Source organism: Streptomyces sp. AC627_RSS907 (genome assembly GCF_019049165.1).
The window spans coordinates 64391-81947 of sequence record NZ_JAGMUE010000005.1 but is presented as its reverse complement, the minus strand read 5'-3'; the positions used below and the strand labels follow the sequence as shown (position 1 = coordinate 81947).

Annotated in this window: 18 protein-coding genes; 5 read left to right on the top strand and 13 right to left on the bottom strand. The window is 72.2% G+C overall.

Annotated elements, in window-relative coordinates; genetic code table 11:
* Window positions 1-40 precede the first annotated feature (40 nt).
* On the bottom strand, window positions 41-1864 hold the full coding sequence (locus KUM32_RS01130) for a beta-galactosidase family protein (RefSeq protein WP_217139862.1): 1824 nt from the start codon (window positions 1862-1864) through the stop codon (window positions 41-43).
* A 211-nt stretch (window positions 1865-2075) separates the two neighbouring features.
* On the opposite strand from KUM32_RS01130, the gene KUM32_RS01125 reads away from it, so the two are divergent.
* A complete protein-coding gene (locus KUM32_RS01125; RefSeq protein WP_217139824.1) occupies window positions 2076-3128 on the top strand; it encodes a LacI family DNA-binding transcriptional regulator in 1053 nt (350 codons plus the stop codon).
* 284 nt (window positions 3129-3412) lie between these two features.
* Here the strand turns inward: KUM32_RS01125 and KUM32_RS01120 are convergent, their stop codons facing one another.
* A complete protein-coding gene (locus KUM32_RS01120) occupies window positions 3413-3820 on the bottom strand; it encodes a RidA family protein (protein ID WP_217139823.1) in 408 nt (135 codons plus the stop codon).
* Window positions 3821-4257: 437 nt separating this feature from the next.
* Here KUM32_RS01120 and KUM32_RS01115 point away from each other — a divergent pair, with 437 nt between their 5' ends.
* Complete coding sequence (locus tag KUM32_RS01115; RefSeq protein ID WP_217139861.1) at window positions 4258-4833, top strand: tellurite resistance TerB family protein; 576 nt, start codon at window positions 4258-4260, stop codon at window positions 4831-4833.
* A gap of 109 nt (window positions 4834-4942) precedes the next feature.
* Here the strand turns inward: KUM32_RS01115 and paaE are convergent, their stop codons facing one another.
* From paaE to paaA, 5 genes are read right to left on the bottom strand one after another with little or no spacing between them, the layout of a single operon-like run.
* Complete coding sequence (gene paaE, locus KUM32_RS01110) at window positions 4943-6049, bottom strand: 1,2-phenylacetyl-CoA epoxidase subunit PaaE (protein WP_217139822.1); 1107 nt, start codon at window positions 6047-6049, stop codon at window positions 4943-4945.
* Window positions 6049-6555, bottom strand: a complete 507-nt coding sequence (gene paaD / locus KUM32_RS01105) for a 1,2-phenylacetyl-CoA epoxidase subunit PaaD (protein ID WP_217139821.1) — start codon at window positions 6553-6555, stop codon at window positions 6049-6051. Before paaD ends, paaE begins: the two co-directional genes overlap by 1 nt.
* Window positions 6549-7376: a 1,2-phenylacetyl-CoA epoxidase subunit PaaC gene (gene paaC, locus KUM32_RS01100; RefSeq protein WP_217139820.1), complete on the bottom strand. Its 828-nt coding sequence runs from the start codon at window positions 7374-7376 to the stop codon at window positions 6549-6551. The genes paaD and paaC overlap by 7 nt, the downstream gene beginning before the upstream one ends.
* Window positions 7377-7385: 9 nt before the next feature.
* Window positions 7386-7679: a 1,2-phenylacetyl-CoA epoxidase subunit PaaB gene (gene paaB / locus KUM32_RS01095; RefSeq protein WP_217139819.1), complete on the bottom strand. Its 294-nt coding sequence runs from the start codon at window positions 7677-7679 to the stop codon at window positions 7386-7388.
* A complete protein-coding gene (paaA, locus tag KUM32_RS01090; protein WP_217139818.1) occupies window positions 7676-8653 on the bottom strand; it encodes a 1,2-phenylacetyl-CoA epoxidase subunit PaaA in 978 nt (325 codons plus the stop codon). The genes paaB and paaA overlap by 4 nt, the downstream gene beginning before the upstream one ends.
* Before the next feature lie 175 nt (window positions 8654-8828).
* Between paaA and KUM32_RS01085 the strand changes: the two genes are divergently transcribed.
* The 3 genes from KUM32_RS01085 to KUM32_RS01075 all read left to right on the top strand — a co-directional run bounded on the left by KUM32_RS01085 (window position 8829) and on the right by KUM32_RS01075 (window position 12060).
* Window positions 8829-9275, top strand: a complete 447-nt coding sequence (locus KUM32_RS01085; protein WP_217139817.1) for a hotdog fold thioesterase — start codon at window positions 8829-8831, stop codon at window positions 9273-9275.
* Window positions 9272-10618 carry a phenylacetate--CoA ligase PaaK gene (gene paaK, locus KUM32_RS01080; RefSeq protein WP_217139816.1) on the top strand — a complete coding sequence of 449 codons (1347 nt, stop codon included), beginning with the start codon at window positions 9272-9274 and terminating at the stop codon, window positions 10616-10618. The genes KUM32_RS01085 and paaK overlap by 4 nt, the downstream gene beginning before the upstream one ends.
* 143 nt (window positions 10619-10761) lie before the next feature.
* Complete coding sequence (locus KUM32_RS01075; RefSeq protein WP_217139815.1) at window positions 10762-12060, top strand: NAD(P)/FAD-dependent oxidoreductase; 1299 nt, start codon at window positions 10762-10764, stop codon at window positions 12058-12060.
* Between the two features lie 86 nt (window positions 12061-12146).
* Here the strand turns inward: KUM32_RS01075 and KUM32_RS01070 are convergent, their stop codons facing one another.
* The 6 genes from KUM32_RS01070 to KUM32_RS01045 all read right to left on the bottom strand — a co-directional run bounded on the left by KUM32_RS01070 (window position 12147) and on the right by KUM32_RS01045 (window position 17355).
* Window positions 12147-13274: a tryptophan dimethylallyltransferase family protein gene (locus KUM32_RS01070; RefSeq protein WP_217139814.1), complete on the bottom strand. Its 1128-nt coding sequence runs from the start codon at window positions 13272-13274 to the stop codon at window positions 12147-12149.
* Between the two features lie 203 nt (window positions 13275-13477).
* A complete protein-coding gene (locus KUM32_RS01065) occupies window positions 13478-14827 on the bottom strand; it encodes a cytochrome P450 (protein WP_217139813.1) in 1350 nt (449 codons plus the stop codon).
* A 15-nt stretch (window positions 14828-14842) separates the two neighbouring features.
* Window positions 14843-15436: an ATP/GTP-binding protein gene (locus tag KUM32_RS01060; protein ID WP_217139812.1), complete on the bottom strand. Its 594-nt coding sequence runs from the start codon at window positions 15434-15436 to the stop codon at window positions 14843-14845.
* Complete coding sequence (locus tag KUM32_RS01055) at window positions 15411-15788, bottom strand: DUF742 domain-containing protein (protein WP_217139811.1); 378 nt, start codon at window positions 15786-15788, stop codon at window positions 15411-15413. The genes KUM32_RS01060 and KUM32_RS01055 overlap by 26 nt, the downstream gene beginning before the upstream one ends.
* Window positions 15785-16186, bottom strand: coding sequence for a roadblock/LC7 domain-containing protein (locus tag KUM32_RS01050; RefSeq protein WP_217139810.1), 402 nt, complete (start codon window positions 16184-16186; stop codon window positions 15785-15787). The genes KUM32_RS01055 and KUM32_RS01050 overlap by 4 nt, the downstream gene beginning before the upstream one ends.
* Entirely contained in the window at window positions 16183-17355 is a 1173-nt protein-coding gene (locus tag KUM32_RS01045) for a sensor histidine kinase KdpD (protein WP_217139809.1), read from the bottom strand. The genes KUM32_RS01050 and KUM32_RS01045 overlap by 4 nt, the downstream gene beginning before the upstream one ends.
* Window positions 17356-17557: the final 202 nt, after the last annotated feature.

The window sequence follows — 17557 nt, the reverse complement described above, 5'->3', positions numbered from 1 at the left end:
TGCTTCCAGTGGTGCCGGTCGGCCCGGCGGACGCCCCCCGTCAGTCGAACGTCTCGACGTACTCCTCGACCGGTCCGAGATCGGGCCGGTCCAGGAGGGCGACGTGCTCGCCGAACCGTTCGAGCTCCAGGACGGTGAGGGTGTTGGCGCCGGCGCGGAGGAAGGGCCGGGGCAGGTACAGCGTGGTCTGGGGGCCCACTTCCCAATAGCGCCCGAGCAGGGCGTCGTTGACCCAGACGAAGCCCTTGGCGAAGCCGGGCAGGGCCAGGAAGGTGTCGGCGGGTTCGGTGACGTCCAGGCGCGCGCTCGCGAAGCCGGCCGTACCACCGGGCGCGCCGGCCGACGCGGCGCGGGTGATGTCGTGCGGCGTCCACTCGTCCAGCGGGAGCCGGCGCATGGTCCAGCCGTGCACGAGCCGGCGCTCCACCCGTACCCCGCCGAGGATGCCCTTGCCCTGGCCGAGCAGCGGGCCGTAGTTGATCCGCCCCTGGTTCTCCACCAACAGCTCCAGCCGGATCCGCGCCCCCGTGCCGGTCACGGTGAACGAGGACGTCTCGCGGTCGAGTACGGCGACGGGCACGCCGTCGACGAACACCTGGGCGCGGTCGTGCAGGTCCGTCACGGTCAGCTCCTGCTCGCCGTGGGGCAGCAGGGGACGTGCCGCGTAGAGCACCAGCCCGGCGGACTGGCCGAGTTCCTCGAAGCTGAGCGGCACGGCGGCGCGCACCGGTTCGGTGGCGGCGCGCAGCGCGTTCAGCAGGGCCGCCTGCCGGGTCACCGGAAGCGTCCGGGGCCGCAGGAGGGGCGGGTCGGCGGGCAGGGGCCGTCGTGGCGCCCTGTCACCGAGAGCGGCGGCGATCCTCTCCCGCAGTGCGTGGAACTTCGGGGTGAGGGCGCCGTGTTCGGCCACCGGGGCGTCCGAGTCGTAACTGGTGACGGTCGGCCGGAAGGTGTCCCCGTCGTGGTTGGCGCCGGCCCACAGCCCGAAGTTGGTGCCGCCGTGCGCCATGTAGAGACTGACCGAACCGCCCGCCTCCAGGATGTCGCCCACGTCCTGGGCGGCGCTGTCCGGCGAACGGACGTGGTGCTTCTCGCCCCAGTGGTCGAACCAGCCGTTCCAGAACTCCGCGCAGAAGAAGGGCTCACCGGGCCGGCGCGCGCGCAGCAGCGCCGCGGCCTCGGCGGGCCGCGAGCCGAACGTCGCCGCCGCCAACTCGCCCGCCACGGTGCCGCCGTCGAGCATCAGCGGGGTGGGTCCGTCAGCGGTGTAGAGGAGTTCGGTGATGCCGCGGTCGACGAGAGCGTCCCGGACCCAGCGGACGTAGGCGTGGTCGTCGCCGTAACTGCCGTACTCGTTCTCGATCTGCACGGCCACCACGGGGCCGCCGCGCACGGCCTGCAAGTCGGCCACCCGCGGCACGAGTTCGTCGAACCAGCGGCCGACGGCGTCCAGGTACGGCTGATGGCTGGTGCGCGGGCGCATGCCGGGCGTGCCGGTGAGCCAGGCCGGAAGTCCCCCGTTGTCCCATTCGGCGCAGATGTAGGGGCCCGGCCGCATCACCAGGTCGAGGCCGGCCCGCTGGGCCAGCCGGGCGAACCGGGCCACGTCGCGCCAGCCGTCGAAGCGGACGTCTCCGGGGCGGCGTTCGTGGAAGTTCCACGGGATGTAGGTGTCCACGGTGTTGAGCCCGAGGGCCGCCAGGCGGTCCAGGCGGTCGGCCCACTGCTCCGGGTGGACGCGGAAGTAGTGCAGCGAACCGGACAGGACGCGATGCGGCCGGCCGTCGCGCAGGAACGTGCCGTGGGCGTGGGTCAGGGTGGCCGGGGGGCGTGCGACGCGGGTGCGGGGTGGGGTACTGGCCAGGGTCACTGGACGGCTCCGGTGGTCGTGCCCGGTGTCCGGCCCCGGATGTTATCGATCCCTCGGTTGAGGCCGGTGTGTTCGCAGCCGACTATGGCAGAGAATGTTATCGATGCCAACAGGTCTGCCGCACGCCTGCCAGGAGCCCGCGGAGCACCGGGTGCGGGCCCGTGTCAGCGATAGCATCGCGGGAAGGGCGTCGAGGAAGGGACCCATGGCCAAGCAGGGTGACGGCGGGCGGCGTCCGCCGGGGATGACGGACGTGGCCCGGGCCGCCGGGGTGTCCGCGCAGACGGTCTCGCGGGTGCTCTCCGGGCATCCGAATGTGCGGGAGGAGACACGCGCCAAGGTCATGGCCGCGGTGACCCGGCTCGGCTACCGCCGCAACAACGCGGCCCGCATGCTCTCCTCCGGACGCAGCCGCACGATCGGCGTGGTGACCCTCCAGACCACCTTCTACTCGCGTGCCGCGGTCACCTCGGGCATCGAGCGTGCCGCCCAGGCCGCCGGATACGCGGTGAGCACCGCGACCACCGCCTCGCTCGACACCTTCGCCATCGAGACCGCCCTGTCCCGGCTCACCGATCAGGGCGTGGAGGGCATCATCCTGTCGGTGCCGCTGATCCACGGCAGTACGCGGCTCGAGGAGCTCACCCGTGCCACGCCGACCATCACCATCGACGGTTCACGCACCGACGCCACCGAGGTCGTGGCCGTCGACCAGGCCCTGGCGGCCCGCCTTGCGACGCGGCACCTGCTGGACCTGGGCCATGGGACGGTCTGGCACCTCGCCGGCCCCGCCGAGTGGCTGGAGGCCGCCAGCCGGCGCGACGGGTGGCGCACGACGCTCGAGGCCGCGGGACGGCCGGTGCCACCGCCCCTGGAGGGCGACTGGTCACCCGCCTCGGGGTACCGCAACGGCCTCGTCCTGGGCCGGATCCCGGAGGTGACCGCCGTCTTCGTGGCCAGCGACGAGATGGCGTTCGGAGTCGTCAGGGCGCTGCGCGAGCTGGGCCGGCGAGTCCCCGAGGACGTCTCCGTGGTCGGCGTGGACGACATCGAGCTGGCGGAGTACTGCTCACCGCCCCTGACCACCGTCGCCCAGCCGTTCGCGCAGATGGGTGAACTCGCCGTCGCGCACCTGCTGCGCCACCTCACCGCCCCGGAGACCGTGCCCGAACCGGCCTCGGTGGAGCCACGCCTGATCGTCCGGGCGAGCACCGCCACAGCGGCGGCGGGGGCGCCGGCGGCACCGACGCTCCCCTGAGTCACGTGTCCCTTCGCGGCGGGGTCGGAGGAATCGCGCGCGCCCGGTATGCCGCGCTGCTGGTCACGGCCGGCCGCCGCGCGGGCGCGAGGGGGCCGGCGGAGCAGGCGGTGACGCTGTACCAGGAACCGGCCGCCGCCCCGGGCCGGTACGCCGGGGAACCGAAGGCCGCTGTGCAGCTCCGCGGTTCCCTGACGCCCAGGGGCCGGGCGTTCACGTCGGGGCCCGAGGGCGGCCGGGTGAGCCCGGGCGGGACGCCCGTCTCCCCCGAGCGAGCAGCCGGTTCAGTCGATGACCGCGGTGGCCTCGACCTCGATCAGGTGCTCGGGCACGTCCAGCGCCGCGACGCCCAGCAGGGTGGCCGGTGCCGCCGGGTTCACCCCCAGTTTGGCGGACGCCCGGGCGATGCCGTCCAGCAGCAGCGGCATCTTGTCGGGGGTCCAGTCCACGACATGGACGTTCAGCTTCGCCACGTCGTCGAAGGAGGCACCGGCCTCGGCCAGTGCGGTGGCGACGTTGAGGTAGCACTGCTCGGTCTGCGCGGCCAGATCGCCCTCTCCGACCGTGACGCCGTCGGCGTCCCAGGCGACCTGCCCGGCGAGGAAGACCAGCTTCGATCCGGACGCGATCGACACCTGCCGGTAGACGTCGATCTTCGGCAGGCCTTCGGGGTTCACCAGGGTGACGGCCATGACTTCTCCTTGCACGTACGGTTTCCTGCGGTTACTCGGTAACCGTAGGAGAGTCTCCGCTGACGTGGAAGAACGCACTTTTCAGTGACAGGGGAACCTGCCGGTGACCCAGCAGGTCAGCGAGACACGCGACGAGATCGCTGCCGGTGTCCGGGACGGCGCAGGACGGCCGGCCCGGGTCGACGAAGCGCACCACGGCGCCGACGACTTCGGCCGGGCCACGCGTCACACACCCGCCCGGCCGGCCGATCCGCCGGGCGGCCGGCCTGCCGACACCTCCTGGTCGCGGCAGCCTGCCGGGCCGCCGCGGGGCTCTTTGCCCCGTCTTTGCCCTTCGGGAACCCCGTGGCCCCCGGACGCGTTCATCCTGGTGGCCGCGCGAAACCGCGGCCGAAGACAGAGACGCGTACGCAGCAACAGAAGCCGAGGTGGCACGAGTGGCGATGTGGGACAAGATCAAGGACCAGGCCAAGACCTTCCAGCAGTCCCAGGGCACTCGGGGAGCGACCGGAACCGGGCACGGATCGCAGGGGTACCCGGGGTCCGGCCCGTCGGGCTCGTCCTCCGGCGGCTCCAAGGCGCAGCTGATCGGGATGTTCAAGTCCCAGCTCGCATCGGTCAAGACCGAGCTCAAGAGCGGCGCCTACCGGGACGCCAGCATGGCCCTGTGCGCGCTGGTCGCCGCGGCCGACGGACAGGTCGAACCGGCGGAGCGACAGCGCGTGGAGGAGCTGATCGTCTCCAACGAGGTGCTGCAGAACTTCCCGGCGGACCAGCTCCGCCAGCGGTTCAACCAGCACGTGGACCGGCTCCTGGCCAACTTCGAGCAGGGCAGGAGCGAGGCCCTGCAGGTGATCGCGAAGGCCGCCAAGAAGCCCGCGGAGGCCCGGGCGGTCATCCAGACCGGCATGGTCGTCGCCGGGGCCGACGGGGTCTTCGAGGCGTCCGAGCAGCAGGCGATCCGTGAGGCCTGCACGGCGCTCGGCATCTCGCCCTCGGAGTTCGGGGTCTGATCACCGGTCAGTCCGTCGCCGGGGCGCCGCTGCTCGTTCCCGCGTCGCCCCGGCGACGTGGACGAGCGGTGGCGCCCCGGTCCGCCGTCCACCGGAGGCTGACGCCCCCTCAGCTGTCGTAGTCCACGGCCAGCTTCCCGGAGGCGGGGTACGACTGGCAGGTCAGTACGTAGCCGGCGTCGACCTCGGCCGCTTCGAGGGCGAAGTTGCGCCGCATGTCGGCCCTGCCCTCCGTGACCAGTGCGCGGCAGGTGCCGCAGACGCCGCCCTTGCAGGCGAAGGGCAGATCGGGCCGGCTCTTCTGGGCGCCGTCGAGGATGGTCCTCCCCCGGGAGAGGGAGGCGGTCGTGGAGCGGCCGTCCAGGGTGATGACGACCTCGCTGACGGGACCCCGCGGACCCGTCTCCTCGTGGCGTACCTCCCGTACGGGCTCGTCGTCGGCGTAGAACAGCTCCCGGTGGACGCGCTCGGCCGGGACGCCGAGTCCGGACAGGACCCGCTGGGCGTCACCGACCATGCCCTGCGGTCCGCACAGCCACCAGTGGTCCGCGGCCGTCACGTCCACCAGGGAATCCACGAGCAGCGAGAGCCGCCGCGCGTCCAGGCGGCCGGAGAGCACCTCGGCCTCGCGCGGCTCACGGGAGAGCACGTGGGCGAGCTGGAAGCGGGCCGGGTGGAGGTCCTTCAGGTCCGCCAGCTCGTCGGCGAACATCACCGTGTCGGTGCGGCGGTTGCCGTAGAAGAGGGTGACGGTCGAGCTGTCGTCGGCGGCCAGGACCGACTCGGCGATGGACATCATGGGGGTGATGCCCGAGCCCGCCGCGATCAGCACGTGGTGGCCGGGGGTGGTGAGGTCGGGCGTGAACAAACCGGTGGGGCCCATCACCTCGACGGTGTCGCCCGGCCGCACCTCGCCCACGAGCCAGGCCGAGAACAGCCCTCCCGGCACCAGCCGGACCCCGATGCGCGGCGCCGAACCGGCCGGTGAGCAGATCGAGTACGACCGGCGCTCGTCCCGCCCGTCGACCTCGCGCCGCAGCGTGAGCGACTGGCCCGGCGCGAAGGCGAACTCCGCGGCCAGGTCGTCCGGGATCTCGAAGCTCACGGCCGCCGCGTCGGCGCACAGCCGCTGGATCGCGGCGACGCGCAGGCGGTGGAAGGCGGGACGGCGGCGGGTGCGCACCGGTGCCGCCGAGGCGGGGGCGGTCGGGGCCATCAGATCTCCTTGACGTACTCGAACGGCTCGCGGCAGGCCCGGCAGCGCCACAGCGCCTTGCAGGACGTGGCGGCGAAGCGGGAGGTCTCCTCGGTGTCCGCCGAGCCGCACCGGGGACAGGGCACCGTGCGCCGGGCCGGCGACAGCACCAGGGAGACCGGGCCGCGGGGCGCCGCCGCCGGCGGGGCGATGCCGTGCTCCGCGAGCTTGCGACGGCCGGACTCGGTGATCCAGTCGCTGGACCAGGGCGGGTCGAGCACCGTACGGATCTCCACGCGCGCGTACCCCGCCTCCCGCAGCCGCGCGGCGACGTCCGCCCGCATCTCGGCCATCGCCGGGCATCCCGAATAGGTGGGGGTCAGGCTCGCGACCACGGTGCCGTCGGCGGTCACCTCCACCTCGCGCAGGACACCGAGGTCGGCCAGGGTCAGCATGGGCAGCTCGGGGTCGGGCACCTGCTCGGCGACGTGCCGGGCGTGCCGGGTGTCCGGGGTGGCGGTCACCATGTCGCCTCCGGGTGGGCGCGGGCCACGCTCTGCAACTCGGCCAGCAGCGGCGCCAGATGTTCCGTGTGCTCGCCGGCGCGGCCGCAGCCGGGCAGCGGCCGGTGGACGGGCAGGGGCAGTCCGGCCGCCCCGGTGACCTGGCGCAGGACCTCGTCGAGGTCGTCCCGCACGTCGTACGCCGTGTGCAGTTCGCCGAGGTAGGGCGCGACCTGCTCCAGCGCCGCGCGCATCCTGCGGTGCGACTGGGCGGTGCCGTCGCCCAGGCGTACGGCCCATTCGGCGGCGTACTGACGGTGGTACGTCAGTTCCTTGACACCCTTGGCCGCGACCGCCGCGAGCACCGGGTCGGGGTGGGCGACCAGCCGCTGGAAGTGCGCGAGGCGCCAGCTGGAGAGCACCAGGAGCCGCACGACGGTGAAGGCGAAGTCGCCACCCGGCAGCTCGGCCAGGCGTACGTTGCGGAAGTCCTCGGCGTCCCTGAAGTAGGCGTAGGCGTCCTCGCCGCGGCCGGTGCCGTCGACCTGGCCGGCCCGCGCGTACAGCAGGCGGGCCTGGCCGAGGAGGTCGAGGCCGATGTTGGCCAGCGCCACCTCCTCCTCCAGCTCGGGCGCGTGGGTGACCCACTCGGCGAGCCGCTGGGCCGAGACCAGGGCGTCGTCGGCGAGGGCCACGCAGTCCGCGGCCAGGTCACCGGCGTCGACGCCCGCGGGCACGGTGGTGTCGACGCCGTGCAGCGGGTCCTCGAAGCCGGTGCCGTAGGCCCAGCGGGTGTCGTCCTCGTGCCCCTCGGCCAGGGAGAGGTAGACGTGGTCGTCACTCATGCCCTGCTCCTAGATGTGGGGGACGTCGTCGGGGATGTCGTAGAAGGTCGGGTGCCGGTAGACCTTGTCGGCGCTGGGGGCGAAGAACGGGTCCTTCTCGTCGCGGGTGGAGGCGGCGATGTGCTCGGAGCGCACCACCCAGATGCTCACCCCCTCGTTGCGCCGGGTGTAGAGGTCGCGGGCGTGGGTGAGCGCCATCGCGTCGTCGGCGGCGTGCAGCGAGCCGACGTGGACGTGGTTGAGGCCGCGCTTGCCGCGCACGAACACCTCGTACAGCGGCCAGCCCTGCTTCGCGGACGTCATGCCACCGCTCCCTTCTCCGCGCGGGCGGCCTGCTTGGCGGCGTGGGCGGTGGCCGCCTCGCGCACCCAGGCGCCCTCCTCGTGGGCGGTCCGCCGCCGCTGGATCCGCTGGTCGTTGCACGGGCCGTCGCCCTTGATGACGCGCATCAGCTCGTCCCAGTCCGGGGTGCCGAACTCGTGGTGCCCCGTCTCCTCGTTCCAGCGCAGCTCGGGGTCGGGCAGGGTGACACCGAGCTTCTCGGCCTGGGGGACGGTCATGTCGACGAAGCGCCGGCGCAGTTCGTCGTTGCTGTGCCGCTTTATCTTCCAGGCCATCGACTGCGCGGAGTTGGGGGAGGCGTCGTCGGGCGGGCCGAACATCATCAGGGACGGCCACCACCAGCGGTCCACCGCGTCCTGGACCATCTCGCGCTGGGCGTCGGTGCCCCGCATCATGGTCATCAGCAGCTCGTAGCCCTGGCGCTGGTGGAACGACTCCTCCTTGCAGATCCGCACCATCGCGCGCGCGTACGGCCCGTACGAGCTGCGGCACAGCGGTACCTGGTTGCAGATCGCGGCGCCGTCCACGAACCAGCCGATCACGCCGACGTCGGCGAAGCTCAGCGTCGGGTAGTTGAAGATCGACGAGTACTTCTGGCGCCCCTCGATCAGCCGCTGGGTGAGGTCCGCCCGGTCCGCGCCCAGGGTCTCCGCCGCCGAGTAGAGGTACAGCCCGTGACCGGCCTCGTCCTGGACCTTGGCGAACAGGATCGCCTTGCGGCGCAGCGACGGCGCGCGGGTGATCCACTCGCCCTCGGGCTGCATGCCGATGATCTCCGAGTGCGCGTGCTGGGCGATCTGCCGGATCAGCGTCCTGCGGTAGCCGTCCGGCATCCAGTCGCGCGGCTCGATGCGCCGGTCGTGCGCGATCGTCGTGTCGAAGTCCTCCTGCAACCGCTCCGGGGGCGGTGCCTCGGCGGCGTGTGTCGTGGTCATCGTCACCAGCTTCCCAACCGACCATTCGTTCGGTATCAGTGTGACCTGATTTCCGGCGCCGGGCAAGACCCGGGGGGCCCTCCGCCCGCCCCCTTGACAGGGCGACCGCGCGGCTGGATTACTGAGCCGTGCCGCACGCTACCGAATGGTCGGTCGGGATACGAGGTGGTGGGAGATGTCGCAGGCCACGGAGCCGACGCCGGGGGTGACGTTCTCCGCGGGCGAGGCGTCCCGGCGGCTGGGCATCGAGCCGGCCGAGCACGGCGAGGGGGCCGCCGTGCTCCGCATGACCGTGCCCTCGGCGATGGTGAACGGCCACGGGACCGCCCACGGCGGCTGTCTCTTCCTGCTCGCCGGCACCGCCTTCGCCTGCGCGTGCACCAGCCAAGGTCCGGTCACCGTGGCGGCGGGGGCCGGCATCGTGTTCGTCGCGCCGGCCCGCGAGGGCGGCGTGCCCGTGGCGAGCGCCGAGGAGCGGACCCGGTTCGGCCGCAGCGGCGTCCACGACGTGACCGTGCGGCGCGACGGGGACGTGGTCGCCGAGTTCCGCGGGCGCGGCCGCAGCGTGCGGGAGACCACGGCGCGCGAGACGCCGGGCACGACGACGAAGGAGTCGCGATGAGCAGCGAGCCGACGACCGGGGCGGCCCCGGCACCCCGCAGGGGAGAGCCCCTCCCCCACGACCTGCTGGACGACGCCGAGCGCCTGTCCCGGGATCAGCTCCAGGAGCTGCAGCTCGACCGGCTGCGCACGACCCTCCGGCACGCCTACGACAACGTGGAGCTGTACCGGAAGAAGTTCGACGCCGCCGGGGTGCGGCCCGACGACTGCCGGAGCCTGGCGGACCTGTCCCGGTTCCCCTTCACCACCAAGGCCGACCTGCGGGACACCTACCCCTTCGGCATGTTCGCCGTCCCGATGGCCGACGTGCGGCGCGTCCACGCCTCGAGCGGTACCACCGGCCGTGCCACCGTCGTCGGCTACACGGACAACGACCTGTCGATGTGGGCGGACGTCGTCGCCCGTTCCATCCGTGCCGCGGGCGGCCGGCCCGGCCACAAGGTGCACATCTCCTACGGCTACGGCCTGTTCACCGGCGGCCTCGGCGCCCACTACGGCGCCGAGCGCGCCGGCTGCACGGTGATTCCCGCCTCCGGCGGCATGACGGCCCGCCAGGTGCAGATCATCCAGGACTTCCGGCCCGAGATCATCATGGTCACCCCGTCCTACATGCTCACCCTGCTCGACGAGTTCGAGCGACAGGGCGTCGATCCGCGCACCAGCTCCCTGAGGATCGGCGTCTTCGGTGCCGAGCCGTGGACCGAGGAGATGCGCCGCGAGATCGAGGAGCGGACGGACATGCACGCCGTCGACATATACGGACTGTCCGAGGTGATCGGCCCCGGCGTGGCACAGGAGTGCGTCGAGACCAAGGACGGGCTGCACGTGTGGGAGGACCACTTCTACCCCGAGGTGGTCGACCCGCTCACGGACGCCGTGCTGGCGGAGGGCGAGGAGGGCGAGGTCGTCTTCACCTCCCTCACCAAGGAGGCGCTTCCGGTCGTCCGCTACCGCACCCGCGACCTGTCGCGGCTGCTGCCGGGCACCGCCCGTCCCGCCTTCCGCCGGATGCAGAAGGTCACCGGCCGCTGCGACGACATGATCATCCTGCGCGGGGTGAACGTCTTCCCCACCCAGATCGAGGAGATCGTGCTGCGCACGCCCGGCGTCGCCCCGCACTTCCAGATCCAGCTCACCGAGCGCGGTCGCACGGACCACATGACCGTGCGGGTCGAGGCCCGCCCCGACGCCGGCCCCGAGCGGCGCGAGGCGGCCGCCGGGGCGATCGGCCGGGACGTCAAGGACGGTGTGGGCGTCACCGTGGAGGTGGAGATCGTGGAGCCCGGGACCCTGGAGCGCTCGCTCGGCAAGCTCCGCCGGGTCCGGGACCTGCGGGGCTCGTGAAGCGTCAGGGGCATGAGAGATCAGAGGTCTGGAATGTGAGGACGAACACGCCCGTTGGCTTCTCGCGCTGGTGTGCGAAGTGATGCGGAGGGGAAGTCAATGCGTGATCGGGGGAGGTTGAGTACGTCCAGGGGGGAAATCCCGTGCGTGTGTGTGTGATCGGTGCAGGTCTGTCCGGGCTGGCGGTGGCCCATGCCCTTGAGGAACGTGGCATCGGGTTCGTCTGCCTGGAGAAGGCCCCCGACGTGGGCGGGATCTGGCGTCAGCCCGGGGCCGGCGAGCGGGGCCCGGGGTACCTGTCCCTGCACCTCAACACCGCCAAGCAGCTCACCGGTTACGCCGACTTCCCGATGCCCTCCTCCTACCCCCTCTACCCCCGCCACAGCGAAGTCGCCGCGTACCTGCGGTCCTTCGCCGAGTGGGCCGGGATCCTGGACCGGGTCGAACTGCGCACCGAGGTCGTGTCCGTACGCCAGGACGCGGACGGCATGTGGACGGTCGACAGCCGCAGCGCGGACGGCGCGGTGACGTCGCGCCGGTTCGAGCACGTGGTCGTCGCCTCGGGGCACCACACCGACCCCGCTCTGCCCGACCCCCTCCCGACGGGCTCCGACTCCTTCACCGGAAGGATTCTTCACTCCCTCGACTACCGCACCGGCGGTGACTTCGCCGGACAGCGCGTCGTCGTGGTGGGCCTCGGCGCGTCGGCGGTGGACATCGCGGCGGACCTCTCCCGGCACGCCGCACAGACCGTGCTCTCGGTGCGGCGGGGTCTGCACATCGTGCCCAAGCAGCTCTACGGGATGTCGGTCGACGAGATCGCCGAGGCGCCCTGGTGGAGCGAGATGTCCTTCGCCGAGCAGCGCCGCTGGGTGGAGCAGGCCCTGCTCGTCGCGCGGGGCAGGCTGTCGGACTACGGGCTGCCCGAGCCCGACCACCCGGTCTTCTCCTCGGCGGTGACCCTGTCGGACGAGATCCTCAGCCGGATCCGGCACGGCGCCGTGACCCCGAAGCCCGCCATCGGGTCCTTCGACGGCGACCGGGTCGTCTTCACCGACGGCACCTCCGTGGCAGCGGACGCGGTCGTCTACTGCACCGGCTTCCGCATGACCTTCCCCTTCCTGCCCGCCGGCTGCCCGGTGGCGGCGGACGGCTCGGTCGAGCTGTACCGGCGGGTCGTCCCGGCCGACCGGCCGGGTCTGTACTTCGTCGGCCTGGTCCGGCCCGTGGGCGCGATCACCCGGCTGGTGGAGGCCCAGGCGCGGTGGGTGGCGCGGATCATCGACCAGGAGGTCGCGCTGCCCCCGGCGGCCGAGATGCGCGAGGAGATCGGCACGTACCTGGCTGCCGTCGTCCAGCGTTACGGCCGCACCCAGGGCGCCTCGATCCAGGTCGACGTCGGCCCGTACCTGGCGGAGTTCCGGGAGTCGCTGCCCGTGTAGCCGTACCGCCGTGGGCGGTGCGCGGCCATGTCCCGGGGCTCCCGGCGGGTTCCGGCCGGGAGCCCCGTCGCGTCCGGACGGCCCGCTCAGCCCACCGCCACCGCGTGGCGGACCGCCTCCCCGACCGGCGGCCGGACCGCGTACGCCTCCGAGGAGAGATACGCCGTCACCCGTGGCGGCCGGCCCTGCTGGTGGGCCAGTGCCAGGTAGGCGATCAGCCCCACGCCGTCCTCGGGCCGCCGTTCGGTGACGGCGGCCAGGGCCCGGTCGAGCACGGACGCGTCCATGCCGTGGTGCCGCAGCACGCTCGCGGCGCGCGCCAGCGCCTCCCCGTCGTGCCGGGCGTAGTCCCTGACCGGGATGTGGAGGGTGAAGCCGCTCGGCCGCGCGGTGCCGGTGTCGGTGAAGGAGTGGCAGGACAGGCCGGGCCGTCCGCTGAGTCCCGTCGTGCCGGGACCGACGCCCGCGGCCGTGCGGAAGAAACCCTCGATCACCGCGGGGCCGGGACCGCGGCCCATGCGGGTCAGCCGCCCGGCCTGGCCGGCCGTGAGGTTGTCGTGGCGCACGTAGACCTTGGCCCGGGGCTGTTCCCAGTCCCCCAGGTCCAGGGCCAGGAACGGGTATCCGCTGCCCTGGGGGAGGCCGGCGAAGGCCTGCCGGTGGCCCAGTCGGTGCAGAGCCTCGCGCACCGTCCCGGCGGAACGTTCCGCCCCGTTCGCGGCCGGGTTCAGGTAGACCTTGACCGCGGGCACGCCGCCGGGTCTCAGCTCCAGGGCGCACCACAGGGCGAAGGGGCCGTCCGGAGCGGACGGCAGGAACAGGTCCCGGAGCCGGTCGAGCGGACCGGTGGTGAAGTTCCAGCGCCGCGCCATCGCCCGGATCGCCTCGAGCCCCGCCCTGCCGTTGTGGGCCAGGCTGTCTGCGCCGCAGCCCGGTTCCAGGAGCACCCGCAGGGCGGGCGCCGCGTCCGGCTGGAAGGAGAGCGAGAACTCCACGGGGGTGTGATCGTCCGAGAGGAAGGTGCGGGTGGGCGGCGGCAGCCGCAGCGATCGTCCGGCGACCGCGCCCAGGGAGTCGGTCAGGACGTCGGCGTAGGTCTCGGTGTCGGCTCGGGACAGGCCGGCGACCGCGCCGAGTCTTCGCAGCTGACCGCTCGTGAGGTCGCCGAGGGTCGGTGCCTCCCGCAGGACCGCTGCCGTCGGTGGGGCGGTCACCGGCCCGTCCCCCGCGAGAGCCGGACAAAGAGATACCCGCCTGGCGAGGCGGGTATCAGGGGCTTCTGCGGCGGGGAAGCGGCGTTCGTGGATATGTGGTCCACGAAACCTCCTTCTACTCGTGATCAACTTGCCGCGTTGCTCACTACCCGTGGCGTTGAACCTTCATGCGAAAGAGGCAGGTTGGACGGGTGTTGCGCATGTCACCGTGTGAGCCAGTTGAGGAACTGGCTCCACATGCCCGCGCGTTCGGCCGGGCGGGCCGCACCGGTCGTCTGCTGCGGCCCCGGAGCCGCGGTGTCCGGCTGGGGGTCCGGACGCCGCGTGGAACGCACCGGGGTGAAGCGGGCCGGAAGCGTGGCCAGGGCGCGGTTGAAGGGGCCCGGGCGCCAGGTCAGGCTGTTCTCCGGGACGGCGAGTGCGACGTCGGGTAGTTCGTTGAACAGGTGCTCGATGGCGGTGACCGTGATGTGCCGGGCCGGTTCCTTCGACGGGCAGGCGTGCGGGCCCGCGCTCCAGGCCAGGTGCGCGCGGTTGCTGCCGGCCTGGCGCGAGGCCTTGAGGGCCGGGCCGGTGTTGGCCGCGGCGAAGCTGACCAGGACCAGGTCACCCGCCTGCAGGTGCTGTCCCGCGAGTTCCGTGTCGGCGGCCGGGTAGTGCGGCGCGTAGTTCGACATGGGCGGGTTCTCCCACAGCGTGTCGTCCAGGGCCTCGTCGATCAGGCCGCCCTCACGGGCGTACCGGTCGTGGGTGAGGAGACGGTGGAGGGTGTTGCCCAAGAGGTTGCGCAGGGGTTCCGCGCCCGCGCCCAGCAGCAGCGCGAGCTGGTGGACCATCTCCTCGTCGCTGAGCCCCGCCTCGTGCCGCATCAGCCACGAGGTGACGTCGTCGCCGGGCTTGCTCCGCTTGAGCGCGACGAGCTCCCCCACCGCCTGGAACAGCACCTCGGTGGCCTTGTCGGCGTTGATCCCGTCGAACATCCCGGAGATGCCGAACAGCACCCGGTCGCCGATGTCGGCGGGGCAGCCGAAGAGTTCGTTGAACACGAACAGCGGCAGCTGCCGGGCGTAGTCGCCGAGCAGGTCGGCCGAGCCGCGGCCGGCGAACTGGGAGATGAGGTAGCCGGATATCTGCTCGGTGCTCCGGCTCAGCCGGCGGGTGTCCACCCGCGCCATGCTGTCGGTGACCGCCTGCCGCAGCCTGAGATGGTCGGCGCCGTCGGCGAACATGCAGTTGGGCCGGTAGGCCAGCAGCGGCGCGACCGGGCTGTCCGGGCCCACCTTGCCCTCGTTGAAGGCCCGCCAGCGGCGCGCGTCCTTGCGGAAGGTACCGGAGTCCTGGAGCAGTTGGAGCGCCGCCGCGTAGTCCGTGACCAGCGTCGCCTCCACCCCGGGGGCCAGTTCGACGGGCGCGGCGGCCCCGTAGTGACGCAGATATTCGTAGTACGCCTGCGGGTCGGCCGCGAACTCCGGCCCGTGCAGCGGCACGCGGGCGCCGGAACCGTGGGCCGGGCACCCGGGCGGAGGCACCGGGGCGGTGTCGTGAGCGTTCATGTCTGCTCCCAGCTCCTAGCGGGTGTGGTCCAGCAAGTAGCGGACGAGGGTGGTCAGTGCGGCGGCCGAGGACCTCTCGTCGCGGGCGTCGCAGGTGACGACGGGGGTGTCGTCGAGCAGGTCCAGTGCCTCGCGCAGTGCGCGCTCGTCGCGCAGCGGCGCGCCGTCGAAGTGGTTGACGGCGATGGCGTATTCGAGCCCGTACTGCTCGATCAGGTCGATCACCGGGAAGGAGTCCGCCAGTCGCTCGGGGTCGACCAGCACCAGGGCGCCGAGCGCGCCGCGGGCCATGTCCTCCCACATCTGCACGAAGCGCTGCTGGCCGGGGGTGCCGAAGAGGTAGAGCACGACGCGGTCGCTGATGGTCAGACGGCCGAAGTCCATGGCGACCGTGGTGGTGGTCTTGCCCTGGACCCCCTTGAGGTCGTCGACCGACTCGGCGGCCTGCGTCATGGTCTCCTCGGTGGACAGCGGCTCGATCTCGGAGATGGAGCCGATGAGCGTGGTCTTGCCCACCGCGAAGTGCCCGACGACGAGGATCTTCACCGCGGTCTGGGTCGCTCCGCCGCGTACGTAGTCCTGCTCACCCAAACTTGGCGCGGAGACCATTGAGCACCTCCTCCAGGATCTCCTTGTCCGCGAGGCGGGCGGGTGCCACCGGCGGGCGGGTCATGAGGTAGCCGCCTTCCATGAGGGATGCCAGCAGGATCCGCACCACGCCCAGCGGATAGTGGGTGTGGCCGGCGATCTCGGCGACCGAGAGGTAGCCGGCGGAACAGAGGTCGAGCAGGTTCAGTTCCTCGGGCGACAGCCGGGTGGGCCGCTGCGCGGCGTCGGCCGCCGCGGTCACCAGGGTGATGAGGGAGAGCTGCTCGTCGTCGGGCAGCCCCCGGCCCTTGGTGATGACGTACGGACGTACTAATGCGGCGGCTTCCGGCTCCCAGCCGTCGTGGCCGGTCACGAGCGGCTGCCGAGGTTCTCGCGCGGCGGTGTCGTCAGCCGCTTGCCGAGCTGGGCGACGAGCTGCTGCATCCGGAAGGTGATGTCGGCCATGTCGACCTCCGGGGAGGCGGAGACGCCGAGGTAGGCGCCCTCGCCGGCGGATATCAGGAAGACCCAGCCGCCGTCGAACTCCACCAGGGTCTGCCGCCACGCCTGGTGCGGGTCCTCACAGAAGAAGGCCAGGGTGCGGCTGAGTGACTGGACACCGCTCATCGCGGCGGCGACCCGGTCGGCGTCGTCCTTGTCGAAGTCCTGCGTCCGGGCCATCAGGAGTCCGTCGGCCGATATCAGGACCGCGTGCAGGGCCCCGGGAATCTCCAGGGCGCTGTCGAGCATCCATGACAGATCGTCGTTCACGAGTCCACGTGTCCTTCACTGCTTGCACCAGGTGTTCTGCTCGTCCGGTCCGGGTCCGCCGGCCGGGTGACGCGGCCGGTCTGCGTGCCTCGCTGGAAGGCCGCCATGACCTGCGCCTGCTCGGATTCGGAGCGCCCTGCGGAGCGTGGGGCGGGGGCGCTGCCGGGCACGATGGCCATCGGGCGCTTGCGGCGCCGCCGGGGAAGCCCGTCGCTGGTCCGGGACGGGGCGAGCGCGGCCTCCGGGCCACCCTCCGGGCCCGTCCGGGCCGTGCCGCGGGTGGCCGGGGCGGGTGCCGTCTTCTCCGGCATGGCGGTGAGCAGCTCGTGGGGCAGCAGAACGACCGCGCGGACACCTCCGTAGGGGGAGGAGGAGTCCACCGACACCTCGAAGCCGAAGCGTTCGCACAGCAGGCCGATGACCGCGAAGCCGAACTGGGGCGGATTCCCGAGCCCCGCCACGCCGGAGGCACGCTCGGTGGCCAGCAGCTTGTCGGCGCGGGCCCGCTCCTCGTCGCTCATGCCGACGCCGGCGTCGTCGACGACGACGCAGATGCCCTTGGGCACGGTCCGGATGTTGATCTCGACGACGGTGTCCGGGCTGGAGTAGCTGGTGGCGTTGTCGAGCAGCTCGGCGAGGGCCAGGGCGACGGGTTCGACGGCCCGGCTGGTGATGCCGAAGTCGACCTGGGAGAGGATCTCCACCCGGCGGAAGTGCCGGATCCGGCCCTGGGCGCTGCGGACCACGTCGTACACCGAGGCGGTGTCACGCCGACCGCCCAGCCAGCCGTCGCACAGCACCGCGATGGACTGGGCGCGCCGGCCGAACTGCGAGTTGGTGTGGTCGATCTCCAGGAGGTCCTGGAGGAGCGCGGAGTCGCCGTACTTGGTCTGCAGCCGGGAGAGCACCAGCTGCTGTTCGGCGGCGAGGCCCTGCAGGGTCCGCATGGCGGATTTCAGAACGGTCTTCGTCTCGTCCTCGGCCCGCTCCTGAGCTGCCTGCACGGACTGTCCGTAATCGTTCTCCAGCTGCGTGTAGTGGTCCCTGAGGCCCTGGACCTCCTGCCGCAGAGCCCGGGCCGCCCTGCGCTGGCGGCCGATGAGCACGGCGGCGGCGACGAGGGCGACGAGAAGGACCCAGAGCAATGGGTTCCCCATGTATTCCGTCATAAGACTCTCTTCAGGCGACTGACGGCCGGCTTGCTGAATTCCCGTCCACGCGGGCGGCCCGGTGGACTGCCCGTCGCGTGGTGGCTGCCCGGGCTGTCCCTGAAGTCGGGGATGCCGTCTTTCACCCATCCACCCGCTCCGCAAACGCGGTGATCGTATCACCGCATGATCAGGTGAACTGACGTCAAGATCTGGCTGTACA